A 26,997-nucleotide genomic window follows, 5' to 3' on the forward strand; every position below is an offset into this window, starting at 1 on the left:
AGGAAATCTTTATCTGTAGATGTGTCCGGCCGCTTCTGGTGCGCGGCCAATAGCTGAAGACGGCGGCATCCGCCGTCCCTGCACCAGCCTCCCCGAAAATCGCGAAGGCTGACCGGTTTTCGTGGCAGATCGCCGGTTCAGGCAGCGCTGCTTTGCTGGGATGTTGCGTGTTCGGTGAGCCTGCGCCGTGCATCGTCCATTGCGGCACCGAGATCTGCGATGGCCTCATCGAGCAGGGCGCGCTGCTTCTGGAGCCGTGCCATCTGCTTCTCCGACTTTTCCAGCGTCACTTTCAGCTGCCGGGCATTGGAGCCCGTCGGATCGTAAAGATCCATCATCTGCTTCACGTCGCGCAGGGAGAAACCGACCTTGCGGCCGAGCAGGATGAGCTTCAGCCGCGCCTTGTCGCGATGCGTGTAAAGCCGGGTGGTGCCGTCACGCTGCGGATTGATGAGCCCCTTGTCCTCGTAAAAACGCAGCGTGCGCAGCGTTATGCCGAAATGCTTGGCCATCTCGCCAATGCGGGTCAGTTCTTCGCAATCATGGATTTCACCGGTTGCGGTGGTCGCCTGTTCGGCAATCAGATCGTTCGTCTTCATTCGGGAGTCCCGGATCATGTTTGTTTGCCTGACGTCAAAGGCCCGGCTTAAGTCGGCCCCAGCTTGCGTCGGTTTGTCAGTCCTGTCTATTACGTTTACGTAAACTGTGATTAGCGGGAATTGCCTCCGGGTTCAAGTATTGAGCGCTCATACCGGCAAAGCTGCGTTTTTCAGCCGCAAACAGATGACTTGTTAACCACAGTTAACCGCTTGTTTACCACGTTCGGCGAATTGTGCGTTTGTCGGTCCTCCGTGCTTATCCAGTAGCGAAGTTTTCACGGTTTCGGGCAAGCGCCGGGTCATAAACGCCCGTGCCAGCTTTCCGTTCCGACCGAATTTGAAGGGGACGCCGGTGAAGACCGGCCGCTTTGAGGAAACGGGGCGTCGCGATGAGCAACAGAAGGTCCTATCTCGACACGCTGAACGCGGGCCGGACGCGCAAGCCGCACTCGGCTCTCGACCAGATCAATGAGTCGCTGGCCGCGCTTGAAGAGCGCCTGAAGCGCAGCCGTGCCGATGTGCAGCCCCGCTCCGAAAACCTTCGGCAGGACGGATTTCTGCGCAGCTTTTCCGCAGCAGCGGACCGCGATGCCGGGCGCGACGACCTGCACTGGGGTGCTTCCGCACCCGGTTCGTCCCGATATGCGCAGAAGACGGCGCCGGCCCAGGGCCGTAATTATCAGGCCATCGCCCATGACATCGATCGCGTGCGCGGTCAGGAAGACGGCCTTGCCATGGCCGGCCGGATCGCCGGTGAGTTGCAGGGATTGCGGGAGGAACTGCGCCAGCAGATGACGGTTGGCCTCCAGCGTGAATTCGAGGTGCTGCGCCGCGACATCGATCGTTCTGTCCGCTCGGGCGAAGGGGCGGGCAGCTCCCTGCGCTTCGGCCGCGAGCTGGAGCGCCTTTCCGGCGCTGTGCAGGAACTGGCTCATAAAAGCGACGATCGCAGCGTCAGCATGCTGCGTCTGGAACTGGAACAGCTCAGGGGACAGGTCGAGACGCTGGCCCGCGAGGACAGCGTGCAGGCGGTCGACCGTCGCTGGGACGAGTTCGACCGCCGCTGGACGGCTTTCGAGGATCGTTTCGGGGCCGGTCTTGACAATCGCATTGCCGAAGAAGGCTTTTCCATCCTGAATCAGCGGCTGGAGGACATTGCCCGCGCGGTCGACACGCTGCCGCAGTCGCTTTCGCTGCGCTCGCTGGAAGAAAAGCTGCGCACGCTTTCGGGCGCTGTCGACCAGCTTGCCGCGCACCGTCCGTCCGGCGAAGAGACGCTTGGCCTGATCGACGAGCGGCTGGACGAGATTTCGCGGGCGATCGTGGCTTCCACCGTGGCGGCAAAGACCAGCGGTTTCGATCCGGCCTCCCTTGAGCGGATTGAGAGCAGGATTGCCGCGCTGGCCGAACAGATCGAAGAGGTGGCGCATGACCGCCCCTCGGCTGAAATCATGGAGCGGCTTGGCCTGTTGTCGCGCCGCGTCGACGAACTCGCTGCCGGCAACCGCCTGCCCGTCGATATGCTGGAGCGCTTTGCTGACCAGATGGCGGTGATTGCCGAGCGCGTCGGGCAGAGGCCCGAAATGCCCGATCTCAGTCATCTGCTGGAAGGGCTGGAGCAGCGCCTCGACCTGTTCGCCATTTCCGTGGAGCGGCGTCAGAGCGACGCCGTCGAGCAGGGCAACATCATCTTCCGTGATCTGGAACGCCGGCTGGACGAGTTCGCCGAACGGCTCGACCGGCGCGATGCCGTGCCGGCCTTCGACGGCGGCGAGGTCATCGAAGCCATCGATGCCCGTTTCGATGCACTGGCACGTGAGCTGGAAAGCCGCGAGCCGGCAGGTCAGGACGCCATACGCGGCCTGGAGGCGCGTCTAGCCGACATTTCCCAGCGGCTTGACGGTTCTTCCGAGCGCTTCAGCAGCCTTGATCAGGATCTGATCCGCAGCCTTGAAGCACAGGTCGCTGGGCTGTCCGCCCATCTGTCGCAGCCCGGCACACCGCTGCCGGATCTGGAGGACATCAGCCCGCGTCTCAGCCAGATCGAAGAGTCGCTGGCCGGTACGCGCGAAACCATTCTGGAAGCGGCGCGCGACGCCGCCGAGCGGGCCGTGCAGTCGATGGCCGGAGCGGATGCCGAAAAGGCGGCCGTTGCCGGTCTGGCGCAGGATCTGAAGACGCTTGAATCGCTGACGCGCCGCTCTGATGACCGCAATGCGCGGACGTTCGAGGCCATTCACGATACGCTTCTGAAGATCGTGGAGCGGCTCGGCTCTCTGGAAAATTTCAGCTCTGCCGCGGAAGTCGTGCGTCCCGAAGCTGAAAAGATTCCGGTCCGTCAGGTGCCGAGCCTGGACATGGACACGCTGGCTGGTGAAGGCGAGACGCTGCTCGCCGACGCCATGGATGGCGAAGTGCAGGTGCGCACCCCTGCGCAGGCTGCTTCCGAAGCCGCCCGCGCGGCTCTCGGCGATGTGGCCGGTGAAGAGGTTGCGCGCAAGACGTCTCTGCTTGGAAACATCACCCGCGCTTTCCGCAAGGATGCGGCAGTGGTGCGGCCCGAAGTGGCCGAACCGGCTGCCGCAACTGCCGAACCGGGGCTGGACGAGCCGCTGGAGCCTTCGCTGCTCAACCGTCCGCTGGAACCCGGTTCCGGGGCCCCGGACCTTAACGCCATTCTGAAGCGTGTGCGTGACGAGCGCGGTCAGTCGGCCGAGCGTCCGGGCACCGATGCCGCCAAGTCCGACTTTATAGCTGCAGCCCGTCGCGCGGCTCAGGCGGCTGCCGCCGAAGCCGAAACGCTGAAGCGCCAGTCGACCCTCGGCGGTCCCGCCAGGGGGCTGCGCATCGGCGAGCTGTTCAGGGCCCGCCGCAAGCCGATCCTGATGGCTGTCGGCGCGGTCATGCTGGCGCTGGCCGGCCTCCAGTTCGGCAAGGCTTTCATCGGCAAGCAGGAAGAAGCGCCGCGTGCCGCCGCTGCACCCGCCGCCATCGAGCAGATCCTGCCGGCGGAGCAGCCCGCCCCACAGGTGCAGGCCGCGCGTGTGGTCGAGCCCGAGCGGGTGGCGCAGGACCCCGTTGCACCAATCATCGAAGAATCCGTACTGCAGGAGCCAGTGCAGACGGCCGACAACCCGGCCTCCGGGCCGGTTGCGGCGGAGCCGGCTGCGCCGGTGGCTGAAGCCCGGCAGGAAGCCTCTGCCCCCCAACCCGCGATTCCGGAAGCCACGAACGATGCGACGGACGATCTCTCAACCGGCGCGGTTCCCCCGGTTGCGTCGAGCCTGATCGATGTGCCGGCGGATGTGGGCACGCCTGCCCTTCGTGAAGCGGCTGCCGGTGGCGATGCCAAAGCGCTGTTCGAGGTCGGTGCCCATTACGCTGAAGCGCGTGGTGTGAAGGAAGACACTGCTGCTGCCGCAAACTGGTATGAAAAGGCTGCAGAGATGGGGCTCGCGCCGGCCCAGTACCGCATCGGCAATTTCTACGAGAAGGGCATTGGCGTCGCCCGCGATACGGCAAAGGCGCGTGAATGGTATGAAAAGGCTGCCGCTCAGGGCAATGCCAGCGCCATGCACAATCTCGCGGTGCTTCTGGCCATGGGCACCGACGCTCCCGCCGATAACGAGGGTGCTGCCCGCTGGTTCAAGGCTGCCGCGGATCTCGGCGTCAAGGACAGCCAGTTCAATCTGGGCATTCTTGCCGCCAAGGGCGTGGGCATGCCGCAGAATCTGGAAGAGTCCTACAAGTGGTTCACGCTTGTTGCCCGCACCGGCGACAAGGATGCGGCCGCCAAGCGCGACGAAATCGCCAAGGCGCTGCGCCCCGAGCAGCTTGAAAAGGCCCGCCAGACGGCAGAGCTGTGGCAGGCCCGCGAAATGGACCCGGCGGCCAATGACGTGGACGTTCCCGATGCATGGCTGGGCGAGCCGGTCACGACGTCTTCGGTCGACATGAAGAAGGCCGTGCAGAACATCCAACGCATCCTCAACAAGAACGGCTATCAGGCCGGTGCGATCGACGGCGTGATGGGCGGCAAGACGAAGGAAGCCATTGCCGCCTTCCAGGCCGACAATGGCCTGCCGGCGACGGGCGATATCGACGACAAGCTGGTCGAGGCGCTGCTGGCACGCAAGTAGCAACCGCGTTGCCGAAGGCACGCAAGTAGCAACCGCGTCGCCGCCGGCGCGCAAACTAAAAAGTGCCGCCGCAGCACACAAATAAACAAAGCTCCGCCGCAGACGCGTAGCTGCAAAAAAGCGCCGCTGCAGGCGCGTAATGGTCAGCGGGCCGCTGCCATCGTGCAAATAGGCGTGGACAGCGTCGTTTGTGCGATGCCTTGCCTTACAAATGCCTGCTAACCGACTGAGATGTTTTCTTCCCAAGGCCGCAGCGGGTAAAAAAATCCGCCTGCGGTCCTTGCGCAAGAAGAGGTTAGCTTTTTGGCGCTATGATGCGGGCCGGAAGCGACAGTTGTTTGGAACAAGCGGGTGGGCATCTATCTCCCGATTGCGGAAATTTCCGTCAATGTCTTCGTACTGCTGGCCATGGGCGCGGCGGTCGGCTTCCTGTCGGGCCTGTTCGGGGTCGGCGGCGGCTTCCTGATCACGCCGCTGCTGATATTCTATAACATTCCTCCGGCAATCGCGGTTGCGACCGGCGCCAATCAGGTGATCGGCTCGTCCTTCTCCGGCGCCATGTCGCACATGAAGAGGGGGACGCTCGACTTCAAGCTGGGCTTCATGCTGCTTGCGGGGGGTATCGTGGGGTCGACCGCGGGCGTCTATGTATTCTCGCTGTTGCGCAGCCTCGGCCAGCTCGACCTCTTCATCTCCATTTTGTATGTCGTGCTGCTGGGCTCCGTCGGTGGGCTGATGCTGGTGGAAAGCCTCAACACTCTGCGCGTGTCCCGTGGCGGAACGCCGAAGCCGCTGAAGAAATCCGGCCAGCACAACTGGATTCACCGGCTACCGCTGAAAATGCGGTTTCGCACCTCGAAGCTGTTCGTCAGCGTCATTCCGGTGCTCGCGATCGGCGCCATCATCGGCTTCCTGTCCTCGATCATGGGTGTCGGCGGCGGCTTCATCATGGTGCCGGCCCTGATCTATCTGCTGCGCGTGCCCACCAATGTCGTGGTCGGCACTTCACTGTTCCAGATCATCTTCACCTCCGCCTACACGACGCTGGTGCATGCCTCGACCAACTTCACTGTCGATATCGTGCTGGCCATGCTGCTGATGATCGGGGGTGTCGCGGGCGCGCAATATGGGGTCAAAGCCGGTCAGAAGCTGCGCGGCGAACAGCTCCGCGCCCTGCTGGCGCTGCTGGTGCTGGCGGTTGCGGCGCGCCTTGCCGTCGACCTCTTCATCCGCCCCAACAATCTCTATTCGCTTTCGATACCGGGGATGGGCTGATGTCTGCGCGCGCCTCTCTCCCGTTGCGCCTTCTTGTGCCTGTTATGGCGTTGCTGGCTTTTATCGCGCCGGCTGCCGCGCAGCTTGCCAATCCCGAAGGCATCCAGATCGGGCTGTCCACCGAGCACGTCGAGATCACCGCCGGCTTCTCCGGCGCCGATCTCACCATTTTCGGATCTCTGGAGAATCCCGACCCTGAAGTGGCCCGGCAGGGGCGCTATGATGTGATCGTGGTTCTGGAAGGCCCTGCAAGGCGCATTGTCGTGCGCCGCAAGGACCGGGTGATGGGCATCTGGATCAATCTCCGCTCCGAGGAATTCGAGAACGTGCCGTTCTCATACTCGGTCGCAACCACGCGTCCTTTCCAGGACATCACCGAGCCGGTCAGCTATCGCCAGCTTTCCCTTGGCGCCGGTAACATCTATCTGCAGCCGGCCGACATGACCGGCAACCCCGTGACCATTGCGGAGTTCACGAAGGCGCTTCGTGAGCGCAAGGTGGCAGCCGGCCTCTACAGCGAAAATGTCGGCGGTGTTCGCTTTCTGTCGCAGAACCTTTTTCGCGCAACCGTGCGGCTGGCGCCGGATGCACCCGTCGGCACCCACAAGGCGCGTGCCTTTCTGTTCAAGAACGGCGTGTTCGTGAAGGAAAGCTCGGCCCAGCTGGAAATCCGCAAGGCCGGCTTCGAGCAGGCCGTGTTCCGGCTCGCCCACAATCACGGCTTGTTCTACGGAGCGTTGTCGGTGGCTCTGGCCATGGGCGTGGGCTGGCTTGGCAGCATCGTTTTCCGCAAGGATTAAAAGCATATCGCCTGAAAACGGGAGCCGGTTTCGGGCGATATGCGTAAAAACGAGAATTCAAGGTGCCGTCAACCCGGCCGCAGCAGGGAGCCGGCGATGGGAAACACCCTGTCGCGGCCCATCATGTAGGCCATCAGGCTGTCGCGGCGGAACAGCCCCGCATAGGCAGGGTCCAGAACGTTGAGCGAGCCGGTGAAGGCGCCGAAGGCCGGCATGACCATGCGCTTCCCGTCGCCGGCGAAGCAGCGCCGGCGCACCGATCGACCACGCTGCACGATGCGTGCGCAGGGATGGAGGTGGCCTGCGATCTCTCCCTCGACCGGTGTCTGCGATGGCTCGTGCCGGAACAGAAGGGTGCCGATGGCAAGCTCCCGCACGGTGTCGCCGGGCAATCCGGCGGGCGCGTCCGGGTCGTGGTTGCCGGTGATCCAGAACCAGTCGCGCCCGGACATGATCGCCTCCAGCCTGTCGCGAAACGCGGTGTGCAAACGCGTGGCTCCGCCGCCGTCGTGAAAGGAGTCGCCGAGGCTGATGACGATGCGTGGCCGGAAAAGCTCCAGCGCTTCCTCCAGCCGCGCCAGCGTGGCGATGGTATCGTAAGGCGGCAGCAGCGCGCCGCGCCGGGCAAAGGAGGAGCCCTTTTCCAGATGCAGGTCGGAGACCGCAAGCAGGCGCAGCTCCGGAAAATAAAGCACGCCGCGCGCGTCGCATATTGCGCGCTCACCGGCGATGCTGGCCAGTACGCTTTGCGCTGTCGATCCGGCATGGAAGGCCGTGGTCATTTCGTCCTCATGCTGCGGCGTCCATAGTCGGCCGTCCCGACGCCTTTCCATTCTGCGCGCCCGGGCCTTGGTGCGCTTCCGTGAATCGCCACCGCCGGTCCGTTGCGCGCCGGCGCGTCATCCATCGCCGTTCCCATCGCATCCCCGATCAGTTCGGAGGCTTCCAGAAGCAGGCTGTCATTGGCCTCGCCATTGACGCTTTCCCGGCCGATCTCCAGCATGACCGGAACCGCCAGCGGCGAAATCTGCTGAAGCGGCTTATGCACGATTCGCCCGCGGATGCGCGAGAGCATGTCGGCAAGCCTGCTGACATCGAGCAGCCCGGCGCCCGCATCCGCCCGGGTCGCCTGCAACAGGACGTGGTCGGGCTCATGGCTGCGCAGCACGTCGTAGATCAGGTCGGCTGAAACCGTCACCTGCCTGCCGGTCTTTTCCTGCCCGGGATAGCGCTTCTCGATCAGGCCGGAGATCACCGCGCAGTTGCGGAAGGTGCGCTTGAGCATCCAGCTGTCGTTGAGCCAGGCGTCGAGGTCGTCGCCCAGCATGTCCTCGTCGAACAGCCCGGCAAGCGAGGGTTTATTCGCCCGGAACAGCGCGCCCATATCGTCCAGCGCCCAGATCGCCAGCGAATAGTCGGTGGCGACGAAGCCGAGCGGGCGCGCGCCTGCGCGCTCCAGCCGGCGTGTCAGCAGCATGCCGAGCGTCTGGTGCGCCAGCCGCCCCTCGAACGGGTAGCACACCATGTAATGCCGGCCGGCGCGCGGAAAGGTCTCGACCAGAAGATCGCCGCGTTTCGGCAGCATGGACTTTTCCTTTTGCAGCCGCAGCCAGTCCGACACCTGCTCGGGCAGGGTGGACCATCTGGCCGGATCGTCCAGCATGGCGCGGACCTGATCGGCCAGATAGGTGGAAAGCGGGAACTTGCCGCCGGCATAGCTCGGCACGATGATGTTGGCACCTGAGCCGGCCGAGACCACGCATTCGTTTTCGCGGATGCCCTCGAAGCGCAGGATCTTGCCGGCGAACAGGAAGTTGTCGCCGGGGCGCAGCGTTTCGGCGAAATATTCCTCCACCTTGCCCAGAACCCGCCCGCCATGGCCGGCGAGGCCGCGGCTGGAGCGCACATAGCGCACGTTCAGCTCCGGCATCTCGACGATGGTGCCGACATTTAGCCGGTATTGCTGGGCGATGCGCGGATGGGTGATGCGCCACAGTCCCTCCTTGGTGCGGCGGATGCGGGCATAGCGCTCATAGCCGCGCAGCGCGTAGCCGCCCGTGGCGACGAAGTCGATGACCTGATCGAAGCTGCTGCGCGAAAGCTGCGCATAGGGCGCGGCGGAGCGGATTTCCTCATAGAACGCGTCCGCATCGAAGGCGGCTGCGCAGGCCGTCCCCAGAACATGCTGCGCCAGCACGTCGAGCGTGCCGGCCAGCAGCGGCGGCGTATCCTGCGCGCCGAGATAGTTGGCGTCGAGGGCGGCCCGGCATTCCAGCACCTCGAAGCGGTTGGCCGGAATGAGGATCGCCTTCGACGGCTCGTCCATGCGGTGGTTGGCGCGGCCGATGCGCTGGGCAAGCCGGCTGGCGCCCTTGGGCGCGCCGACATGGATGACGAGGTCGACATCGCCCCAGTCGATGCCGAGGTCGAGCGTAGAGGTGGCGACGATGGCGCGAAGCGCATTGTCGGCCATCGCCTTTTCCACGCGCCGCCGCTGGCCGACATCGAGCGAGCCGTGATGCAGCGCGATGGGCAGCGCATCCTCATTGGCGCGCCACAGTTCCTGAAACAGCATCTCGGCCTGGCTGCGGGTGTTGACGAACAAAAGCGTCGTCTTGTGCTGCCGGATTTCCTCGTAGATTTCGGGAATGGCATAGCGCGCCGAATGGCCGGCCCACGGCACCCGCTCCTGCGATTCGAGAATGGAAATGTCGGGCTTGGCCCCGCCGGCAACCGTGACGAGGCCGGCCATCTCTCCGGGCGGGTTCTGCGACACCAGCCAGCGGCGCAATTCGTCCGGCTCCGCCACCGTTGCGGAAAGCCCGATGGTCTGGAGCCCCGGCACGATGGCGCGCAGCCGGGCAAGGCCCAGCGACAGGAGATGGCCGCGCTTGGAGGTCACAAGCGAGTGCAACTCATCGAAGATCACGAAGCGCAGATCCTCGAAGAAGCGCTTTGCGTCCGCGCCGGCGATCAGCAGGGCAAGCTGCTCGGGCGTCGTCAGCAGAATGTCGGGGGGAACGAGCTTCTGGCGCTGGCGTTTGTGGGTGGGCGTGTCGCCGGTGCGCGTCTCGATCGCGATCGGCAGCCCTATTTCGGCAACCGGCTTGCCGAGATTGCGCTCTATGTCCACCGCCAGCGCCTTGAGCGGCGAGATGTAGAGCGTGTGAATGCCGCGATGCGCTTCCCCCGGCTTGCGCTTCGGCCGCACGGCCAGTTCGGTTAGCGAGGGCAGGAAGCCGGCCAGCGTCTTGCCGGCGCCCGTGGGGGCAATCAGCAGGGTGGACTGGCCTGCCTGCGCGCGTGAAAGCAGTTCGAGCTGATGGGCGCGTGGCGACCAGCCCTTGCCTGCGAACCATTTCAGGAACGGCTCGGGTAGGCGGGCGACGGCCGTTTCCTGCAAGGGTTCTGGCTTCGCTGTCACGCCACACAGGTAGCGCGGGCAGGGCGCATCGCCAAGCAAAAAGAACAAAACAGGATCATTTGCTTGTGCCCGCGGCCAGTCGCAGGCACAGTGCGGCCTTTCCATGCCGTTGAAACGACCTATCTGAGAGCCATGCGTCCCAGCGATCTGCTCCAGCCCCGCCCCGAAGGGCTCTATTGCCCGCCCGGCGATTTCTTCATCGACCCGGTGCGTCCGGTCGGCCGCGCGCTGATCACCCATGGCCATTCCGATCATGCGCGTTCGGGCCATGCGAAAGTTCTGGCCACGCGCCAGACCCTCGACATCATGGCGCTGCGCTATGGCGAGAATTTCGCCGGCGCCCGGCAGGCGGCGGCGCTGGGCGAAACCATCGATGTCGGCGGCGTGTCCGTCACCTTTTATCCGGCAGGCCATGTGCTGGGCTCGGCCCAGATCGCGGTGGAAAAGGACGGCCTGCGCATCGTCGCTTCCGGCGACTACAAGCGCGTGCCAGACCAGACCTGCGCGCCCTTCGAGCTTGTGCCCTGCGATGTGTTCATCACCGAGGCAACCTTCGCGCTGCCGGTTTTCCGTCATCCCCCGGTGCAGGAGGAAATCGGCAGGCTGCTGAAATCGGTGGCGCAGTTTCCCGAGCGCGCCCATCTGGTCGGCGCCTATGCGCTCGGCAAGGCGCAGCGCGTGATGAAGGAACTGCGGCAAGCCGGCTATGACCGGCCGATCCACATCCACGGCGCGCTGGCGAAGCTCAGCGCCTATTATCAGACCGAGGGCATCGATCTCGGCCCGCTGGAGCCTGCGACGGTAGAGGCGGGCCGCAAGGGCGACTTCGCAGGCGCGGTGGTGATAGGCCCGCCCTCGGCCTTCGCCGACCGCTGGGCGCGGCGTTTTCCCGACCCCGTGTCCTGCTTCGCGTCCGGCTGGATGCGCATCCGCCAGCGCGCGAAGCAGCGCGGCGTGGAACTGCCGCTCATCATCTCCGACCATTGCGACTGGGACGAGCTGTGCGAAACCATCACCGGGACGGGGGCCGGCGAGGTGTGGGTCACGCATGGCCGCGAGGAAGCGCTGGTGCGCTGGTGCGAATTGCAGGGCATCAGCGCCCGCCCGCTGCATCTGGTCGGCTACGAGGACGAGGGGGACTGACCGGCATGGACCGCTTCGCCGAACTCCTCGACCGTCTGGTGCTGACGCCGTCGCGCAACGGCAAGCTCAAACTGCTGACCGATTATTGTCGCGAGACGGAAGACCCGGATCGCGGACTGGCGCTGGCGGCGATCACCGGCGACCTGTCCATCGCGGCGATAAAGCCTGCCATGCTGCGCGCGCTGGTGGCCGAGCGCATGGATCCGGTGCTGTTCGGCTATTCCTACGATTATGTCGGCGATTTGGCCGAGACCGTCTCGCTGGTTTGGCCGGCCCGGCACGATGGGGATGCGGAATCCGCCACGCCCATGACGCTGGCCGACGTGGTGGCGAAGCTGCAAGGGGCCAGCCGCTCCGACGGGCCGCGTGTTCTGGCCGGTCTTCTCGACAGGTCCGACATCGCCGCCCGGTTCGCCATCATCAAGCTGGTTACCGGCGGCCTGCGCATCGGCGTGTCAGCCCGCCTCGCCAAACAGGCGCTGGCGGATCTCGGTCCCGTCGATGTGGCCGAGATCGAGGAACTGTGGCATGGGCTTGAGCCGCCCTATACGGACCTGTTCGCATGGCTGGAAGGGCGCGCGCCGAAGCCCGAGCGGGCGGCTTTTGCGTTGTTCCGGCCGGTGATGCTGTCCAATCCGGTCGGTGAGGGCGATCTGGAAAAGCTCGATCCGGCGGATTATGCGGCGGAATGGAAATGGGACGGCATTCGCGTGCAGGTGTCATCGGAAGGCGGCGTGCGGCGGCTCTATTCGCGCACCGGCGACGACGTTTCGCGCGCCTTTCCCGATCTGTCCGATGCACTCGATTTCGAGGCCGTCATCGACGGTGAGCTTCTGGTCGGCCAGCCGTCCGCCACCGGCACCTTCTCCGATCTTCAGCAGCGGCTGAACCGCAAGACGGTCTCGTCAAAGATCATGCAGAATTATCCGGCCTTCGTGCGCTGCTACGATCTTCTGCAACTGGGCGGCGATGATCTGCGGCACCTGCCGTTTCGCGAACGCCGCGCCCGGCTGAAGGATTTTGTGGCGAAGCTCGACCCTGTCCGCTTCGACCTCTCGCCTCTGGTCGCCTTCGAGGGTTGGGAACAGCTCGAAGCACTGCGCACCGCACCGCCGCATCCGATCATCGAAGGGGTGATGCTGAAGCGCTGGGACGCGCCCTATCTTGCCGGCCGGCCGAAGGGCCCGTGGTTCAAGTGGAAGCGCGATCCGCACACGGTCGACGCCGTGCTGATGTATGCGCAGCGCGGCCACGGCAAGCGATCCTCCTTCTACTCCGACTATACGTTCGGCGTCTGGGCCGGGCCGGAAGGCGAGGAGGAGCTGGTGCCGGTGGGCAAGGCCTATTTCGGTTTCACGGACGAGGAACTGCGCCGCATCGACAAATATGTGCGCGACAACACGGTCGAGCGATTCGGCCCGGTGCGGGCCGTGCGCGCAGACCGCCAGAGCGGGCTGGTGCTGGAAGTGGCATTCGAAGGGCTCAACCGTTCCAGCCGCCACAAGTCGGGCGTGGCGATGCGGTTTCCGCGTGTCTCGCGCCTGCGCTGGGACAAGCCGGCTGCGGAAGCCGACCGCATCGAAACGCTCAGGCGCCTGCTGGACGGATAGGGCATTTCGCAGCCGGGCCGCCTCACCGGATGGCACACAAATGCAGCGAAGCAGGCAGACGAAGCGGCCGCCCGGACCTGATCCGGCTGTCGCGCAAGTTTCAGGCTCGAAGCCGGAGGCGGCTACTCCGCCACCGAAACGCGGATTTCGTAGATATCGACCGACCGACCCTGGTTTTCCACGTCGGACGTGATGGCGATGGTGCCGGCAGCCCCTGCGCGCTTGTCCGGGAACTGCACGTCGAACAGATATTCTCCGCGGTCGCCCTTCACGTCGTAGCGCTTGCGTCCGCAATCGCCGAGTTCACCGAAATTGCAGTCGATAGAAACCTGCGTTGCCGTGCCGCCTTCGCCGCGCGCGACGATGACGAAGACAGCGCGCGTGCCGGCAACCTCGTCCAGTATGCCCTGTCCGACATCGAAGGATACGGCGGAGCCAGAACTGCCCGAGCGCACCCGCAGGTAGGTGCCGCTGTCATCTTCCATGACATCGGCTTTGGCGTCCGAGGGGGTGGATACCGTTGTCGGGTCCAGCGGCGTGAAGACGGTGATCCATTCGCCCGAGAAGCCGTTCTCGCCCGTGCGCAGCGGCGCCGTGGCCCCGCCGGAGGGGCTGAAATCCTCGTCCTCGACCGTTGCCGGCGGCACCGGCACTTCGCCACGCTGCTCGGGCGTCCGCAGGGCTCCCGATTGCAGCAGCCACCATGCGCCAAGAGCGACGACGGCAAGCACGGTCAGTGCGGCGAACAGGGCGGGCAGCCCGCGCCTGCGCGGCCGCCTCCGGCGCGGAGCGATGTCGGGCTCCGGCTCCATGGTGCGCGGCAAGGGCGCATCGGGCATGATGTCGGGCACGACCGGCATTATGTGCGCATCGGAGGCGGAGCTGCCGTGATGGCCCGGCGCGTCTATGCTGGGGGCATCGGCTCCGGCCGGATTTCCGGCAGCCGCGGGTGCGGGCAGGAACTCCGCTTCGATCTCGGCGATCCTGGCCGTCATCGCCTTGCGACGGTTGATGGCCGATTCCACCGTCACGTTCGGATTGGCCTTCAGGGCCCGGTCGAGCGCGGAGAAGGCCGACCGATAGACCTTTTCGCGAAAGGCCCGGTCTGTGGAATCGCCTTTTTCCAGGGCATTCCGAATCGCTTTTTCGATCGGGTCCAAGCCGGAATCCTCTGTACGCTGCTTTACACTATGCTGATGGTTACCCGCAGAATGCCGATCAATCAACGCCGCAGGCCTACGTAATGAGCCATGAACAGGCTGATGAGGGCGGGTTTGTGAAACCGGAACCGGGTTGCGGGGCAATTATCATCGACAATCGTCTCCGAAATTGCATTGGCATCTTGAATTTGCGCAGGCTTGCAGCTATCACGCCCGCATTCTCGGAGGCTGGTCCTCCCGGGCCGCTTTAGCTCAGTTGGTAGAGCACATCATTCGTAATGATGGGGTCGCGTGTTCGAGTCACGCAAGCGGCACCACTCCTCTTCATCAGATTTGCATCATACGGCACGTCGCAGCCAGTCAGGCTGCTGGCGCCGCGTGATATTGCGGCTGGCTTGCCATGGGTCAGGAATTGTCGGCCACGGACATGGTGGAGACGCTGCCGGGCACTGCAATATAACTGTCATGAAAGTCGGGTAGCTGGGTCTAACCATGACCACGCCATTCGTCCCCTCCACGATCAGAATCATCTCGCCGCGGGAGGAAACTCCGGTTTTCGGTGAAGTCCTGTTTGAGAATGAGGGCGGTGACAGGGTTACGATCCGGCTGGACCTTGAAGCCTGCGGCGCGCTGCGGCAGGTGATTTACGATCTGGAGCGGAAGCTGGCTGAAGCTTCCTGAACGGGACGTTCGTCCGCTTAACGATCCGCGCGTATCTCTACCTTCTTCTAAAGCCTTGCCTTGACGCTGCGCGGCGTGGCCAGCAGCAGGCTGGTCTCCGAATTGGTGATGCCGGCAATCAGCCTGATGCGCCGCAGCACCTGATCGAAGGCGATCAGGTCGGAGGTGCCGAGCTCCGCCACCAGATCCCATTTGCCGTTGGTGGTGTGGATGGCGCTCACCTCCGAAAAGCCGTTCAGCGTCTTGATGACGGCATCGGCGCTGTGCCCGCCGATCTCGATCATCATGATGCCGCGCACCGGCAGGTCGATGGCATCGGAACGCAGGATGACGGTGAAGCCGATGATTTCGCCACTTTTCTTCAGCCGCTCCAGCCGTGCGCGCACCGTGGCGCGGGTGAGCCCGAGCTCCGTCGCCAGATCGGAAAGGCTGCGTCGCCCGTCATGGCGCAATATGGTGATAAGCCGTTGGTCGATTGCGTCCATTTGCTGCTCATTTCGATCAATCAGTCTGACCATATAGGTAAGTCACACGCGCGAATTAGGCAATCTGGCTGCTTCCAAGTGCCGGGAGAATGGAGTTTCCTAGCTCTGCAAAGAGCTTGAGGAACGGCCATGAACTGCAAACTGATTTCCGTACCGGTCGAACAGGGACAACCCGTTCCCGGATGTGCGCTTGGCCCCGAGGCGCTGAAGGGTGCCGGTGTGGCCGCCGCGCTCGGCGAGCTTGGCCATGATGTGACCGATCTTGGCGCCGTGCCGACGCCCGCACCGCACCCCGTACCGCCCCATGCCAACAATCTGAAGCATCTGCCCGAAATCAGCGCCTGGATCGAGGCGACCGCCAACATGGCTTATGAGGCCAGCGCGGATGGCTTTCCGATCTTCATTGGCGGCGACCACAGCATTTCGGCCGGCTCGGTGTCGGGCATCGCCCGCCGCGCCGCCGAACAGGGCCGTCCGCTTTTCGTCCTTTGGATGGATGCCCATTCCGATTTCCACACGCTGGACACCACCACCAGCGGCAATCTGCACGGCGTACCGCTGGCCTATCTGTGCGGCCTGCCGGGCTTTGAAGGCTACTTCCCGCCGCTTGTTGCGCCGCTGGCGCAGGAGCGGGTCTGCATTCTGGGACTGCGCAGCGTCGACAGGGCTGAGCGTGAGGCCTTGGCCAGTTCACCCGTGCGCGCCTATGACATGAGCACCATCGACCGCAAGGGCATCGCGCCCCTGCTTGAAGCCTTCCTCGATGAAGTACGCGCGGCCAACGGCCTGCTGCATGTCTCCTTCGACGTGGATTTCCTCGATCCGCCGCTGGCGCCGGGTGTTGGCACGCCGGTTCAGGGCGGCGCCACCTTCCGCGAGGCCCATCTGGCGATGGAGATGCTGCATGAGAGCGGACTGGTGGCCAGCCTTGATGTGGTCGAACTCAATCCCACGCTCGACGAGCGTGGCCGCACGGCAGGGCTCGCCATCGAACTGGTGAGCAGCCTGCTCGGCAAGACGATAACGGGCAAGAGGAGGGCAGCCTGAATGGACAAGCAACTGAACGTGGTGCCGTTCGTCAGCGTCGACCGCATGATGCGGCTGGTGCATTCGGTGGGGATCGAACGATTTCTGACCGAACTCGCCGGCTATATCGAGGAAGACTTCCGCCGCTGGCAGAGTTTTGACAAGACGCCGCGCATCGCTTCGCACAGCGTGGATGGCGTCATCGAACTGATGCCGACCAGCGACGGCAAGCTCTACGGCTTCAAATATGTCAACGGCCATCCCAAGAACACGCGCGACGGCCTCCAGACGGTGACCGCCTTCGGGCTGCTGGCGGATGTGGCGACCGGCTATCCGGTGCTTTTGTCGGAAATGACGATGCTGACGGCGCTGCGCACCGCCGCCATGTCGGCACTCGCCGGCAAATATCTGGCGCCGAAGGGCGGCAGGACCATGGCCCTGATCGGCAATGGCGCGCAGTCCGAGTTTCAGGCGCTCGCCTTCAAGGCGCTGCTTGGCGTGGACAAGCTTCGCCTCTACGACATCGACCCGGCCGCATCGCGCAAATGTGCCGGCAATCTGGCGCGGCACGGCTTTGCTTCGATCGAGATCTTCGGTGCGGCAGCCGAGGCTGTCGAGGGTGCCTCGATCATCACCACCGCCACCGCCGACAAGCAATATGCCACGATCCTCACCGACAACATGGTCGGTCTCGGCGTCCACATCAACGCCGTGGGCGGCGATTGCCCCGGCAAGACCGAGATCCATGGCGACATCCTGCGGCGCTCGGACATTTTCGTGGAGTTTCCGCCGCAGACCCGCATCGAGGGCGAGATCCAGCAGCTTGGCCCGGATCATCCCGTCATCGAATTGTGGGATGTGATCGCCGGTCATGTTCAGGGCCGCCGCGACGAGCGTCAGATCACGCTGTTCGATTCGGTCGGCTTCGCCATCGAGGATTTCTCCGCGCTGCGCTACGTCTATGATCTGACGGTGGATGGCGATGCGCTGGAAGCGCTCGACCTGATCGCCGATCCGGACGATCCGCGCGATCTGTTCGGCATGCTGATGCGTTCGCCGGCAGCTCCTGCCGCGCACTGAATTCAGATCGCCGTGCGTCCATTCGGACGCACAAAGGACGATCTGAATTATTGATAGAGCATCGGAAGCACCGAAAACCGGATTCCACCATTCGGTCCGATGCTCTAGCCGCGCATCGCGGCTTCAAGACTGCGATAAATCCGCTCGTCGCCCGACTGGGCGACGTTGAAGCGCATGAAGCCGTGCGCGGTCTGCGAGAGGCTGAAGGCGTTTCCGGGTGCAAGCACGATGTCCTCGGCCAGCGCCTGCCGGGCGACATTGCCCGCATCCACGCCTTCCGGCAGGTGACACCACAGGAACATTCCGGCCTGCGGCATCAGCCATGGCCTGATGCCGATCGCTTCCAGCCGTCCGGCCGTTTCGGCCATCGAGCGCGCGAGTTTCACACGCAACGCTTCCAGATGCTTGCGGTAGCTGCCGTCGATCAGAAGGTTCAGCACCAGAGCCTCGGCGAAGTGGCTGCCGCCGAAGCTGGTGGCGATCTTGAGATCGACCAGCCCTTCCAGCCAGTCCGGTCTTGCCGCCACATAGCCGCAGCGCACCGAGGCCGAAAGGGTCTTTGAAAAGCTTCCCGTGGCGATGACCCGCTCCAGCCCGTCGAAAGCGGCGAGCCGGGGTGCGGGAGAGATCTCGAAATCGGCGAAGATATCGTCCTCGACGATGATCAGCTCATGCTGGTCGGCCAGCTTGAGCAGGCGATGGGCCGTCACCGGCGAAAGGGTGGCGCCGGTGGGATTGTGAATGCCGCTGTTGGTCAGGTAGAGCCTTGGCCGGTGTTCTTCCAGCACAGCCGCGAACTTCGCGATGTCTGGCCCATCCGGCCCATAGGGCACGCTCACCACCCTGGCCCGGTGGGCGCGCAGCAGGGCATGGAAATTGAAGTAGCAGGGATCGTCGACCACCACCGTATTGCCCGGTTCGAGCAGGTAGCGGCAGATCAGGTCGAGGGTGTGCGTGCCGGATTCGCTCAGCATCACCTGTTCGGGCGCGGCGGGAATGCCATGCGCGCCCATGCGCCGCGCCAGCAATTCGCGCAGCGGCCGCAGGCCGAGCGGCGTGCCGTAGTCGGCAAGCGTTGCATCGGCCGCGCGCGATGCCGTGCGCAGGCCGCGCCGGATCGCCTCATGCGGCATCCATGACGCCGGCAGCCAGCCGCAGCCCGGCTTCAGCACGGTGTCGCCCGCATCCAGCGACTGGCGCGAGATCCACAGGGGATCGACCTCGCGGTCGAGCCTCGGGCCGATCTCGGCCAGCGAAAGCGGAGCCATGGGCGCGCTGACATAGTAGCCAGAGCCCGGCCGCGCGCGGATGAGCCCTTCCGCCGCAAGCCGTTCGTAAGCCTCCACCACAGTCGATTTCGACACGCGCATGGTGGTGGCGAGCGCGCGGATCGAGGGCAGACGGGCACCCGGCGTCAGGCCGCGCGATACGATGCGCCGGCGGATCGAGGCCATCACAGTGCTGATCAGGGTATCACCCTGAGCGGCACCTTGCCGGGAGGAAGCGGTTTCCATTCGTACTGCCCTTCAGACCAATACAGTTCGGTGAAACCGTACTGCACTGTATCTGGAAAAACCATGCCCTCCCGGCCGATAGCAACGGAAACGGCAGGTGATGGACATGGACAAGACGACGACCGGATGGCTGAGTGGATTTCTGGGGGTTCTGATCTTTTCGGGATCCCTGCCGGCCACGCGCGTGGCCGTTGCCGATTTCGATCCCGTCTTCCTGACGGCAGCGCGCGGCACCATAGCCGGCCTGATCGCGCTGGCACTGCTGGTGGCGCTGCGCGAGCGCCGGCCGGGTCGTGACGACCTTGTGTCGCTCGCCATCGTTTCGCTTGGCGTTGTGGTCGGCTTTCCGCTTTTGACGGCGATTGCCCTGCAGCATATGACCTCGGCCCATTCCATCGTGTTCATCGGCCTGCTGCCGCTGGCCACCGCTATCTTTGGCGTGCTGCGCGGCGGTGAGCGTCCGCGTCCTGCCTTCTGGGCGTTCTCCTGTCTGGGCAGCGCGCTGGTCGTGGGCTTCGCCATCTCGCAGGGCGTGTCGGCGGCACCGCTTGGCGATGCGCTGATGCTGGCCGCGATCATCGTGTGCGGGCTGGGCTATGCGGAAGGCGGCAGGCTGTCGCGCAAGCTGGGCGGCTGGCAGGTGATCTCATGGGCGCTGGTGCTGTCGCTTCCCGTCATGGCACTGGTCGCCCTGCTCACCAGTCCGGCCACGCTCGCCGGTATCGGCGGCCCGGCATGGATCGGGCTTGCCTATGTGTCGCTGTTTTCGATGCTGATCGGTTTCGTCTTCTGGTATCGCGGACTGGCGCTGGGCGGCATCGCGGCGGTGGGCCAGCTTCAGCTCCTGCAGCCCTTCTTCGGGTTGGCGCTGGCGGCGCTGCTGCTGCACGAAGAGGTCAATGCGGCCATGATCGTCGTGACCGTCGCCATCGTGGCCTGCGTCGCAGGCGCCAGAAAGTTCGCCAGATAGTTTCGGAACAGACGACTGTTCCGCAGAGTGATGTGGCCCGCACGCACAGCGTGATGCGGGCCACATGAAAAGCCTCAGGAACCGGCTTCGATCTCGGCGAAAATCCGCTCCGCCGTCTTCTTGGCCTTACCGGGATATTTCAGCCCCTTCACTGCATCGAGGTTCGTCGGCTGCCCAACGACGACAGCGCCGATCATGCCCATGCCGAAGTGCGGCGTGCACTGATACATGTAGACACCTTCCGGTCCCACCGTGACGGTGATCTGCTCGTTGGTCTTGCCTTTCCAGGTTTCGGCGCCCTCGGGCAGGCCATCCTTCATGCTGGCCGAATTGTGGCTCTTGTCGGTGGGGATGAAGGTGATGGTGTCGCCCGGCGCAGCCCTGACCACGAGCGGCTCGAACATCATCGCCGTGCCATCCGAGGCCTTGTTCAGCATCTTTACCTCATGGTCCGCCGCAAGGGCGGAAACAGGCAGCGCAAGACCGATGGCCACAGCAGCGGCAAAAAACGTCTTCAAGATAGTACCTCCAGTAAAAACAAGGACATGGAGCGCGCCGGGACTGCACTTCCGCGTCCATGCGTTCCAATATTCGGTTTCGGGGTCAAGCGGCGAAAAAGCCTCAGAGACCATTTGCCGCCTGATCGACGATTTCGGTGAGAAGCGTGTTGACCTCATCCCGGCCGGGACCTGACGGCAACTCGCGGAAGCCGATGACGACCTCGCCGGGTTTCGTTTCCGCCTCATAGGCGAAAACGATGTAGGGGCAGAAGGCGATGTTGGCGATGTCGGCTTCCATGGCGTTGCGCGACACCACGGCGGAGCAGAATTGCAGGAACTCCGCATTGCGATAAAGCTTCCTGCCACCCACGTCTGCGGCGGTGCGTTCCAGCATGTCGCCGATATGGCCGTGATAGTCCACGACATAGCCGCGATTGACGATGGCGTCTTCGAGATCGGCGATCACCTGCGTGAAAGCCGTATCCGTCGTCACGGTGTGGACACCGTCCTGCGCCTGCGCGTCGGGGCTCATAACGGCACCGGCCAATCCCAGCGCAAGCAGGGCTGCGCCGACACCTTTTGGCATAAGCATATAATTCCTCCTCGGGTCCCAACCCCGAATTGCATGAGGCTGCAATCCGCCATGCAAGGCTAGCCTGCTTCTTCATAATATGCAAAAAATAAAATGTTTGCATAGAAGGAGATTGGCATATGCCCACCATGTCGTCCCGCAGAAGCGGACCGGACCGCAGGCACTTTCTTGGCGGAGCGGCTGCCTTGCTTGGTGGCACCGTTGCTTTTCCCTTTGCAAGGGCCTTTGCGCAAACTCTTTCCACGGGCAGCGCCGAGCTGACCGTCGTCAGCGACGGCATGATGACCTTGCCGCTCGGCCTCATTTTTCCCGATGCGCCGCAGGAAGAGCTGGTGAAGCTGCTGGAGGAATACGGGCAGCCGGCCGATGCAATGCGGCCCGATTGCAACGTCACGCTGGTGCGCACGGGGGATCGGCTCGCCATCTTCGATGTGGGCGCGGGGCCGAACTTCATGTCCAGCACGGGAAAGCTGCTGGGTTCTCTGGCGGCGGCGGGCGTTGCTCCCGGCGACGTGACCGATGTCGTCATCACCCACGCCCATCCCGACCATATATGGGGCCTGACCGACGACTTTGACGAACTGGTGTTCGCGGATGCGGATTATCATATCGGGGCGAGGGAATGGGAATTCTGGTCCTCGCCCGATGCCATGGCGCAGATGCCGGAGGACCGGCAGACCTTCGTGGTCGGCGCGCAGAACCGTTTTGCGGCGCTCGACGGTCGCGTGAACCTTATTGGAAATGGCGATGAGGTTTTGCCGGGCATCGAGGCCATGGAGACGCCCGGTCATACGCCGGGCCATCTGTCGTTCATGGTCCATGGGCCGGAGCCGGTGCTGATCGTCGGCGATGCCATCGGCAACGACACGGTCGCCTTCGCACATCCCGAGTGGCCGACCGCCAGCGATCAGGATCCTGCACTGGGTGCGAAGACCCGGGCGGCGCTGCTGGACAGGCTGGCGGGCGACAAGGCAAGAGCCATCGGCTTCCACTTTCCGCATCCGGGTGCGGGCATTGTCGAGCGGCGCGGCGCGGCTTTCGTCTACGTGGCCGCCTGACGCCCGGAAATGGTGGCTTCGGGCAATGTACCCTGGCCCTATTCGGCAGGCTGGCGATCCATGGCGCGGAATGCGCCGAGCGGCGAGCCTTCGATCAGATAGGCGAGCCCGAGCTTCGCGCCGAGAAAGATGGAGGCCAGCACCAGTGGCGCCGATATGGCGAGGGCCGAAACGCCGGTAACGCCCTGACCGATGGTGCAGCCCATGGCGAAGACGCCGCCAAAGCCCATCAGCGCGCCGCCGGCAATGTGGCGGCCAAGCTCGCGCGCGTCGTCGCAGGCTTCCCAGCGCACGTCGCGCTTCCACGCGGCGCAGGCCGCAGCACCGCCGATAACGCCCAGCACAAGGCCGACACCGTAATCCGGCACCACGCCGGTGAAGGTAATGGCGTGCAGAATGGTGTCTGCCACCGGCACCACGAAGGATCCGGCCTCGATCTGCACCACCTCGAAAGAGTGTTCGCTCGCATAGGTCGTGGCCCACCAGCCGAAGGTGATGATCAGGCCGATGGTGAGACCGGTCAGGATCGAGCCCGCATGGCTGCGATAACGGCGTTCGCTGAATATCCAGCAGAACATGGCGAGGCCGGCAACCAGAGCGATGGTGAGGGTCAGGTCATGTCCCGACCACCATGACGCCAGCGCACCGATAGACTGGCCGCCCATTTCGGACAGGTCGATGGCGTGATTGTCCGAAAGCGCGACGCGCGCCTGCGCGACGAGACCTTTCTGCGCCGACATTGCCGCGAGACCCAGCACGATCAGCACGATCAGGGAGCGCAGGCTGCCGCCGCCCAGCCGCACGAGCGCGCCGAAGCTGCATGTGCCCACCAGCGCCATGCCGATGCCGAAGGCCAGCCCGCCTGCTATGGCGCCCACCCAGGCGAAGCTGGAATGGATGTAGAAGCTCGATTGCGTATCGACCACGCCGAGCGCCTGCAGCGACTGGGTGGCGATCATGGCGGTGGCTGCGGCCAGCATCCATGTGCGAACGCCGCGGCTGTCGTCGGCGTACCACATGCGCTCCAGCGCGGACATGGTGCAGAAATGATTGGCGCGTGCCACGAAGCCGAGCAGAATGCCGGCCCCGAGCCCGGCAAAGGCAAGGAACCATGGATGGGTGGCGATATTCATGTTTCCCTCCCTCTGGCTGAAGACCGGATTCGCGTCGACGGCGGTCCGGTCTCTGGCTGGTATCCGTGCCGCCGCGCTCTCCCGTTCGCGGCAGTCAGGTTCAGTCGCCTTTCGGGCGCCTCACCGGAGCACAGAACAGATTGTACAGCGTTTCGATGACCGAGGACACTTCCTTGCTGGCGATCGAATAGTAGATCACCCGGCCTTCGCGGCGGGTGTTTACCAGCCGGTCGAAGCGCAGGCGCGCAAGCTGCTGCGAAACGGCGGCCTGCGGCAGACGCATGGCCTCCTCCAGTTCGGACACCGACTTTTCACCCTCCGCCAGCAGGCACAGGATCAGAAGCCGGCCTTCATGGGCAAGGGCCTTCAGCAACTCGCTGGCTTCACGGGCCTGCGCCAGCAGCTCGTTGAAATCTTCCGGCGTCTGGGCGTCCTGGATTTTCGGCAAGCTCATAACGTCACTGACCATCCGCAGTTGAGGCCGCGCATTTGTGCGCCGCACATTTGCATATCTTGAGGTCTGTTACTGTATCGGCTGGTCTTTCGGCAACAGGGCAAGAAGTTCGCCGACACGATACCAGAAAAACTCATCACCCACATAGCCCCGGATACGCCCGATTTCCTTGCCGTTGTCCATCAGGACAAAGGTCGGAGTGAAACGCTCCTTTTGCACATGCCTGAGATCTTCCGGCCATGGGCGCGTGATGTCGACGCGCCGCAAGGGCGCGCGGCGGCCTTCTTCGGTCTTTGGCCAAGCTGGGGCGATCTCGGCATCGAAGCGCGCGCACCACGCGCAGCCCGGCTGCTCCATCATCAGCAATTCGGCCGCGGATGCAGGTGAAAACCCGAGCAAAAACAAGACAGGCGCGAATTTCAGCAACGCCCTGAAACTGATCATAGGTGTCCTCGCACAACGTCGGCCCTTGTTTAATATAGAAATATAGCATTGTATGCATTCAATAGGCCAGACTGACGCAAGGCCTGATCTGCGATCCGGGAGGGGAAATGCTGGATGTAAGCGTGGGCGCCGCATTGCTGGCGGGGCTGTTGTCATTTGTGTCCCCCTGCGTCCTGCCGATCGTTCCCCCTTATCTGGCCTGGCTGGCCGGTGTGAGCTTCGATGAACTGCGCGACGAAGCGCCCGGTGCTGAGCAGCGCAGGCGGGTGATCATTGCCGCTTTCGCTTTCGTGCTCGGCTTTGCCACGGTATTCATCGCGCTCGGTGCAACCGCAAGTGTCATCGGCAAGACCATCGCCCAGTACTTCGATACGCTGGCGATCGTCGCCGGCATTCTGATCATCATCATGGGGCTGCACTTTCTGGGCGTGTTCCGCATCGGCATGCTCTATCGCGAGGCGCGCGTACAGGTGGACCGCAAGCCGGCGGGGCCGCTGGGCGCCTATGTCATCGGACTGGCCTTTGCCTTTGGCTGGACGCCCTGCGTCGGGCCGGTTCTGGCCGCCATTCTGTTCATTGCCGGCAGTGAGGGCACCGCACTGCGCGGTGCCGCCCTGCTTGGCGCCTATTCGCTGGGCATCGGCATCCCCTTCCTGCTCGCCGCCATCTTCGCCAGCCGTTTCCTTGGCTGGGCCGCGCGTTTCAAAAAGCACATGCGCAAGGTCGAGATGGCAATGGGCGGCCTGCTGGTGCTCACCGGCATATTGTTCATCACCGGCCAGATGTCGGCGATCTCGTACTGGCTTCTGGAAACCTTTCCGGCATTCCAGACCATCGGTTAGCCAGACCATCGGTTAGGAGGAGAAAACATGCACAAGCTTCTGGCCCGCGCCGTCACCATGCTGATGGCGCTTGCTTTTTCACAGACGCTGCATGCGGCGGAAGTGGGCGATGATGGCCTGCACAAGGAGGCGTGGTTCACCATCACCTTCCGCGACATTGCCGACGACATCGCGCAGGCAAAGGCCGAGGGCAAGCGGCTGGCTCTCACCTTCGAGCAGCGCGGCTGCATCTATTGCGCGCAGATGCACGAGAAGATTCTCTCCGATCCTGAAGTGCGCGACTATATCGCGGCGAACTTCATGGTCGTGCAGTACAATATGTTCGGCGACGAGGAGGTCACCGATCTGGATGGCGAGACGCTGACGGAAAAAACCGCCGCGCGCCGGTGGGGCTACGTTTTCACGCCGACCATCGTGTTTCTTCCGGAGGAAGCACCGGAAGGCAAGACGGTGGCGGAAGCCGCTGTGGCCACCATGCCCGGCGCCTTCGGGAAATGGACCTTTCTCAACATGTTCCGCTGGGTGAGGGAGAAGGGCTACGAGCGCGACGAGCACTTCCAGCAATATCATGCGCGCATCATAAACGAGCTGCGCGCCGAAGGCCGGCTTGGGGATGAAGAGTGATATATTCACAAATTCATATTTTTTGATTGATTGGCCGGTAAGGCCGGATTATCGTTACGTCAGGAGGAGCGGTTCGCCCTTTGCGGATCGCGGGTTGGAGGAGAAGGCCGAATGAGGCGGACGCTCACCGCTATCGCTGCTGTTGCCGTTTGCGCCGTTGCCGGAATGGCGCGGGCTGGCGAGATCGCGCCGGCCGATGTGGCTTTCGAGGACATGGCGGTCGCCACGTCGCTGACCGGTGCGCCGGGTAACCCGGAAGAGGGCGCCAAGGCGCTCGCCAATCGCGGTCTCGGCAATTGCCTCGCCTGCCATGCGGTGGCTGCTTTGACGAAGGAGCAGTTCCACGGCGATGTTGCGCCGGCGCTCGATGGGGTCGCGGATCGCTGGTCGCCGGAAGAGCTGCGCGCCATCGTCGTCGATGCCAAGCAGGTGTTCTCGGATGAAACGATGATGCCGGGCTTTTACAGCCTGAATCTGGGCAAGGATGTCCGCAAGGACCTTGCCGGAAAAACGATACTGACCGCGCAGCAGGTCGAGGATGTGGTCGCTTATCTGGCGACGCTCAAGGAATGAACAGGAAGGAGACAAGCATGGCTCTCAGCAGGCGTCATGTACTCGCACTGGCCGCAGGCGCGGCTGTCGTGCCCGCATTTCAGTTTCTGCCCGGACGGGCGCTTGCTGCCCCTGAAGAGGTCGGCAAGCTGATTGCGGACTTTGCCGGCGGCAAGGAGCCGCAGAGCGGCAAGATCACGCTCACCGCGCCGGAGATCGCCGAGAATGGCAACACCGTGCCGATCTCGGTCGAGGTTGAGAGCGAGATGGAAGGTGACGACATGGTCAATCAGGTGCTGATTCTGGCTGATGGCAATCCGAGCGCCGATGTGGCGACCTTCGCCTTCACCGCGATGAGCGGCAAGGCGGCCGCAACCACCCGCATGCGTCTGGCCAAGACCCAGAACGTCATCGCGGTGGCGAAGATGGCCGACGGGTCGGTCTACATGGACAGGAAGGAAGTGAAGGTGACCATCGGCGGCTGCGGCGGCTGACCGGTGCTTTCATCCCCCTCTGGTTCTGATTTGAAGGAAAAGAAATGTCTGCAGCTCCCAAGCCCCGCGTGAAGATTCCGAAGAAGGCCAAGGCCGGCGAGATCGTCGTGCTCAAGACCCTGATCAGCCATGAAATGGAATCGGGTCAGCGCAAGGACAAGGATGGCAATGTCATCCCGCGCAAGATCATCAACAAGTTTACCTGCGAGTTCAACGGTCAGCCGGTGTTCTCGTGCGACATCGATCCGGCCATTTCGGCCAATCCCTATTTCGAGTTCAGCGCGAAGGTTAACGAAAGCGGCACCTTCAAGCTGACATGGGTCGATGACGACGGATCGGTATACACCGACGAGCAGACAATCGAAGTGGCCTGAGCCAGATGCGCGGCTGACATGCCG

The 26,997-nt window shown here is 63.8% G+C and carries 26 protein-coding genes and 1 tRNA gene; 16 read left to right on the forward strand and 11 right to left on the reverse strand.

The genetic code is table 11. From position 1 onward, the window contains the following. Positions 1-137: 137 nt before the first annotated feature. Positions 138-599 (reverse strand): MerR family transcriptional regulator, encoded by a 462-nt coding sequence (locus tag HNR59_RS05800; RefSeq protein ID WP_183827206.1) that lies wholly within the window; start codon positions 597-599, stop codon positions 138-140. Positions 600-988: 389 nt separating this feature from the next. Here HNR59_RS05800 and HNR59_RS05805 point away from each other — a divergent pair, with 389 nt between their 5' ends. From HNR59_RS05805 to HNR59_RS05815, 3 genes are all read left to right on the forward strand, one after another. Beyond that, the gene (locus HNR59_RS05805) at positions 989-4,738 is read left to right on the forward strand and encodes a peptidoglycan-binding protein (protein WP_183827207.1); all 3,750 of its coding nucleotides are present in this window, start codon (positions 989-991) and stop codon (positions 4,736-4,738) included. 351 nt (positions 4,739-5,089) lie between these two features. After that, a complete protein-coding gene (locus HNR59_RS05810; protein ID WP_183827208.1) occupies positions 5,090-6,013 on the forward strand; it encodes a sulfite exporter TauE/SafE family protein in 924 nt (307 codons plus the stop codon). Continuing rightward, positions 6,013-6,813, forward strand: a complete 801-nt coding sequence (locus tag HNR59_RS05815; RefSeq protein WP_183827209.1) for a TIGR02186 family protein — start codon at positions 6,013-6,015, stop codon at positions 6,811-6,813. The genes HNR59_RS05810 and HNR59_RS05815 overlap by 1 nt, the downstream gene beginning before the upstream one ends. A 68-nt stretch (positions 6,814-6,881) precedes the next feature. Here the strand turns inward: HNR59_RS05815 and pdeM are convergent, their stop codons facing one another. Both pdeM and HNR59_RS05825 read right to left on the reverse strand, forming a co-directional pair. After that, positions 6,882-7,595, reverse strand: a complete 714-nt coding sequence (gene pdeM, locus HNR59_RS05820; RefSeq protein ID WP_246374510.1) for a ligase-associated DNA damage response endonuclease PdeM — start codon at positions 7,593-7,595, stop codon at positions 6,882-6,884. Further along, the gene (locus HNR59_RS05825; RefSeq protein WP_246374511.1) at positions 7,592-10,216 is read right to left on the reverse strand and encodes a ligase-associated DNA damage response DEXH box helicase; all 2,625 of its coding nucleotides are present in this window, start codon (positions 10,214-10,216) and stop codon (positions 7,592-7,594) included. Before HNR59_RS05825 ends, pdeM begins: the two co-directional genes overlap by 4 nt. A gap of 153 nt (positions 10,217-10,369) precedes the next feature. On the opposite strand from HNR59_RS05825, the gene HNR59_RS05830 reads away from it, so the two are divergent. Both HNR59_RS05830 and HNR59_RS05835 read left to right on the forward strand, forming a co-directional pair. Continuing rightward, complete coding sequence (locus HNR59_RS05830; protein ID WP_183827213.1) at positions 10,370-11,380, forward strand: ligase-associated DNA damage response exonuclease; 1,011 nt, start codon at positions 10,370-10,372, stop codon at positions 11,378-11,380. 5 nt (positions 11,381-11,385) lie between these two features. Next, a complete protein-coding gene (locus HNR59_RS05835; RefSeq protein ID WP_183827215.1) occupies positions 11,386-12,990 on the forward strand; it encodes a cisplatin damage response ATP-dependent DNA ligase in 1,605 nt (534 codons plus the stop codon). A 122-nt stretch (positions 12,991-13,112) separates the two neighbouring features. Here the strand turns inward: HNR59_RS05835 and HNR59_RS05840 are convergent, their stop codons facing one another. After that, positions 13,113-14,150 (reverse strand): hypothetical protein, encoded by a 1,038-nt coding sequence (locus HNR59_RS05840; protein ID WP_183827217.1) that lies wholly within the window; start codon positions 14,148-14,150, stop codon positions 13,113-13,115. 241 nt (positions 14,151-14,391) lie between these two features. Here HNR59_RS05840 and HNR59_RS05845 point away from each other — a divergent pair. Together HNR59_RS05845 and HNR59_RS05850 are read left to right on the forward strand one after the other, a co-directional pair. Continuing rightward, positions 14,392-14,467, forward strand: a tRNA-Thr gene (locus HNR59_RS05845). Between the two features lie 175 nt (positions 14,468-14,642). Continuing rightward, positions 14,643-14,831, forward strand: a complete 189-nt coding sequence (locus HNR59_RS05850) for a hypothetical protein (RefSeq protein WP_183827219.1) — start codon at positions 14,643-14,645, stop codon at positions 14,829-14,831. Positions 14,832-14,878: 47 nt separating this feature from the next. On the opposite strand, the gene HNR59_RS05855 is transcribed toward HNR59_RS05850, so the two are convergent. Next, positions 14,879-15,316 (reverse strand): Lrp/AsnC family transcriptional regulator, encoded by a 438-nt coding sequence (locus tag HNR59_RS05855; RefSeq protein ID WP_183827221.1) that lies wholly within the window; start codon positions 15,314-15,316, stop codon positions 14,879-14,881. Between the two features lie 129 nt (positions 15,317-15,445). On the opposite strand from HNR59_RS05855, the gene rocF reads away from it, so the two are divergent. Together rocF and HNR59_RS05865 are read left to right on the forward strand one after the other, a co-directional pair. Then, positions 15,446-16,363, forward strand: a complete 918-nt coding sequence (gene rocF / locus HNR59_RS05860; protein ID WP_183827223.1) for an arginase — start codon at positions 15,446-15,448, stop codon at positions 16,361-16,363. Next, complete coding sequence (locus HNR59_RS05865; protein ID WP_183827225.1) at positions 16,364-17,422, forward strand: ornithine cyclodeaminase; 1,059 nt, start codon at positions 16,364-16,366, stop codon at positions 17,420-17,422. A 104-nt stretch (positions 17,423-17,526) separates the two neighbouring features. On the opposite strand, the gene HNR59_RS05870 is transcribed toward HNR59_RS05865, so the two are convergent. Then, positions 17,527-18,936 (reverse strand): aminotransferase-like domain-containing protein, encoded by a 1,410-nt coding sequence (locus tag HNR59_RS05870; RefSeq protein ID WP_210307211.1) that lies wholly within the window; start codon positions 18,934-18,936, stop codon positions 17,527-17,529. 106 nt (positions 18,937-19,042) lie between these two features. Between HNR59_RS05870 and HNR59_RS05875 the strand changes: the two genes are divergently transcribed. Further along, the gene (locus HNR59_RS05875; protein WP_183827228.1) at positions 19,043-19,906 is read left to right on the forward strand and encodes a DMT family transporter; all 864 of its coding nucleotides are present in this window, start codon (positions 19,043-19,045) and stop codon (positions 19,904-19,906) included. 74 nt (positions 19,907-19,980) lie between these two features. Here the strand turns inward: HNR59_RS05875 and HNR59_RS05880 are convergent, their stop codons facing one another. Beyond that, positions 19,981-20,343 carry a pseudoazurin gene (locus tag HNR59_RS05880; protein ID WP_239801140.1) on the reverse strand — a complete coding sequence of 121 codons (363 nt, stop codon included), beginning with the start codon at positions 20,341-20,343 and terminating at the stop codon, positions 19,981-19,983. A 184-nt stretch (positions 20,344-20,527) separates the two neighbouring features. Beyond that, a complete protein-coding gene (locus tag HNR59_RS05885; protein ID WP_246374513.1) occupies positions 20,528-20,998 on the reverse strand; it encodes a DUF302 domain-containing protein in 471 nt (156 codons plus the stop codon). A gap of 119 nt (positions 20,999-21,117) precedes the next feature. Between HNR59_RS05885 and HNR59_RS05890 the strand changes: the two genes are divergently transcribed. Next, entirely contained in the window at positions 21,118-22,056 is a 939-nt protein-coding gene (locus tag HNR59_RS05890) for an MBL fold metallo-hydrolase (protein ID WP_183827234.1), read from the forward strand. A gap of 38 nt (positions 22,057-22,094) precedes the next feature. Here the strand turns inward: HNR59_RS05890 and HNR59_RS05895 are convergent, their stop codons facing one another. The 3 genes from HNR59_RS05895 to HNR59_RS05905 all read right to left on the reverse strand — a co-directional run bounded on the left by HNR59_RS05895 (position 22,095) and on the right by HNR59_RS05905 (position 24,087). Next, a complete protein-coding gene (locus HNR59_RS05895; RefSeq protein WP_183827237.1) occupies positions 22,095-23,189 on the reverse strand; it encodes a YeeE/YedE family protein in 1,095 nt (364 codons plus the stop codon). 100 nt (positions 23,190-23,289) lie between these two features. After that, a complete protein-coding gene (locus HNR59_RS05900) occupies positions 23,290-23,643 on the reverse strand; it encodes an ArsR/SmtB family transcription factor (protein WP_183827240.1) in 354 nt (117 codons plus the stop codon). A 69-nt stretch (positions 23,644-23,712) separates the two neighbouring features. Next, the gene (locus HNR59_RS05905) at positions 23,713-24,087 is read right to left on the reverse strand and encodes a transcriptional regulator (RefSeq protein ID WP_183827242.1); all 375 of its coding nucleotides are present in this window, start codon (positions 24,085-24,087) and stop codon (positions 23,713-23,715) included. Between the two features lie 107 nt (positions 24,088-24,194). Between HNR59_RS05905 and HNR59_RS05910 the strand changes: the two genes are divergently transcribed. The 5 genes from HNR59_RS05910 (at position 24,195) to soxZ (ending at position 26,973) form a co-directional block, all read left to right on the forward strand. Continuing rightward, positions 24,195-24,929: a cytochrome c biogenesis CcdA family protein gene (locus HNR59_RS05910; RefSeq protein WP_183827245.1), complete on the forward strand. Its 735-nt coding sequence runs from the start codon at positions 24,195-24,197 to the stop codon at positions 24,927-24,929. 57 nt (positions 24,930-24,986) lie between these two features. Further along, on the forward strand, positions 24,987-25,553 hold the full coding sequence (locus HNR59_RS05915) for a SoxW family protein (RefSeq protein WP_425488656.1): 567 nt from the start codon (positions 24,987-24,989) through the stop codon (positions 25,551-25,553). A 111-nt stretch (positions 25,554-25,664) separates the two neighbouring features. Next, complete coding sequence (gene soxX, locus HNR59_RS05920) at positions 25,665-26,126, forward strand: sulfur oxidation c-type cytochrome SoxX (protein ID WP_183827252.1); 462 nt, start codon at positions 25,665-25,667, stop codon at positions 26,124-26,126. A 17-nt stretch (positions 26,127-26,143) separates the two neighbouring features. Further along, entirely contained in the window at positions 26,144-26,599 is a 456-nt protein-coding gene (gene soxY / locus HNR59_RS05925; protein ID WP_183827254.1) for a thiosulfate oxidation carrier protein SoxY, read from the forward strand. 44 nt (positions 26,600-26,643) lie between these two features. Then, a complete protein-coding gene (soxZ, locus tag HNR59_RS05930; RefSeq protein WP_183827257.1) occupies positions 26,644-26,973 on the forward strand; it encodes a thiosulfate oxidation carrier complex protein SoxZ in 330 nt (109 codons plus the stop codon). The last annotated feature ends 24 nt before the right edge of the window (positions 26,974-26,997 follow it).

It is taken from the genome of Aquamicrobium lusatiense, from assembly GCF_014201615.1.
Lineage (GTDB): Bacteria > Pseudomonadota > Alphaproteobacteria > Rhizobiales > Rhizobiaceae > Mesorhizobium > Mesorhizobium lusatiense.

What these genes read in the sequence shown, in the direction of transcription:
- HNR59_RS05800 (WP_183827206.1), bottom strand. Translation starts at nt 599, where the DNA reads ATGAAGACGAACGATCTGATTGCCGAACAGGCGACCACCGCAACCGGT.
- HNR59_RS05805 (WP_183827207.1), top strand. Translation starts at nt 989, where the DNA reads ATGAGCAACAGAAGGTCCTATCTCGACACGCTGAACGCGGGCCGGACG.
- HNR59_RS05815 (WP_183827209.1), top strand. Translation starts at nt 6,013, where the DNA reads ATGTCTGCGCGCGCCTCTCTCCCGTTGCGCCTTCTTGTGCCTGTTATG.
- pdeM (WP_246374510.1), bottom strand. Translation starts at nt 7,595, where the DNA reads ATGACCACGGCCTTCCATGCCGGATCGACAGCGCAAAGCGTACTGGCC.
- HNR59_RS05830 (WP_183827213.1), top strand. Translation starts at nt 10,370, where the DNA reads ATGCGTCCCAGCGATCTGCTCCAGCCCCGCCCCGAAGGGCTCTATTGC.
- HNR59_RS05835 (WP_183827215.1), top strand. Translation starts at nt 11,386, where the DNA reads ATGGACCGCTTCGCCGAACTCCTCGACCGTCTGGTGCTGACGCCGTCG.
- HNR59_RS05850 (WP_183827219.1), top strand. Translation starts at nt 14,643, where the DNA reads ATGACCACGCCATTCGTCCCCTCCACGATCAGAATCATCTCGCCGCGG.
- HNR59_RS05855 (WP_183827221.1), bottom strand. Translation starts at nt 15,316, where the DNA reads ATGGACGCAATCGACCAACGGCTTATCACCATATTGCGCCATGACGGG.
- rocF (WP_183827223.1), top strand. Translation starts at nt 15,446, where the DNA reads ATGAACTGCAAACTGATTTCCGTACCGGTCGAACAGGGACAACCCGTT.
- HNR59_RS05865 (WP_183827225.1), top strand. Translation starts at nt 16,364, where the DNA reads ATGGACAAGCAACTGAACGTGGTGCCGTTCGTCAGCGTCGACCGCATG.
- HNR59_RS05870 (WP_210307211.1), bottom strand. Translation starts at nt 18,936, where the DNA reads ATGGAAACCGCTTCCTCCCGGCAAGGTGCCGCTCAGGGTGATACCCTG.
- HNR59_RS05875 (WP_183827228.1), top strand. Translation starts at nt 19,043, where the DNA reads ATGGACAAGACGACGACCGGATGGCTGAGTGGATTTCTGGGGGTTCTG.
- HNR59_RS05880 (WP_239801140.1), bottom strand. Translation starts at nt 20,343, where the DNA reads ATGCTGAACAAGGCCTCGGATGGCACGGCGATGATGTTCGAGCCGCTC.
- HNR59_RS05885 (WP_246374513.1), bottom strand. Translation starts at nt 20,998, where the DNA reads ATGCTTATGCCAAAAGGTGTCGGCGCAGCCCTGCTTGCGCTGGGATTG.
- HNR59_RS05890 (WP_183827234.1), top strand. Translation starts at nt 21,118, where the DNA reads ATGCCCACCATGTCGTCCCGCAGAAGCGGACCGGACCGCAGGCACTTT.
- HNR59_RS05895 (WP_183827237.1), bottom strand. Translation starts at nt 23,189, where the DNA reads ATGAATATCGCCACCCATCCATGGTTCCTTGCCTTTGCCGGGCTCGGG.
- HNR59_RS05900 (WP_183827240.1), bottom strand. Translation starts at nt 23,643, where the DNA reads ATGAGCTTGCCGAAAATCCAGGACGCCCAGACGCCGGAAGATTTCAAC.
- HNR59_RS05905 (WP_183827242.1), bottom strand. Translation starts at nt 24,087, where the DNA reads ATGATCAGTTTCAGGGCGTTGCTGAAATTCGCGCCTGTCTTGTTTTTG.
- HNR59_RS05910 (WP_183827245.1), top strand. Translation starts at nt 24,195, where the DNA reads ATGCTGGATGTAAGCGTGGGCGCCGCATTGCTGGCGGGGCTGTTGTCA.
- HNR59_RS05915 (WP_425488656.1), top strand. Translation starts at nt 24,987, where the DNA reads ATGCTGATGGCGCTTGCTTTTTCACAGACGCTGCATGCGGCGGAAGTG.
- soxX (WP_183827252.1), top strand. Translation starts at nt 25,665, where the DNA reads ATGAGGCGGACGCTCACCGCTATCGCTGCTGTTGCCGTTTGCGCCGTT.
- soxY (WP_183827254.1), top strand. Translation starts at nt 26,144, where the DNA reads ATGGCTCTCAGCAGGCGTCATGTACTCGCACTGGCCGCAGGCGCGGCT.
- soxZ (WP_183827257.1), top strand. Translation starts at nt 26,644, where the DNA reads ATGTCTGCAGCTCCCAAGCCCCGCGTGAAGATTCCGAAGAAGGCCAAG.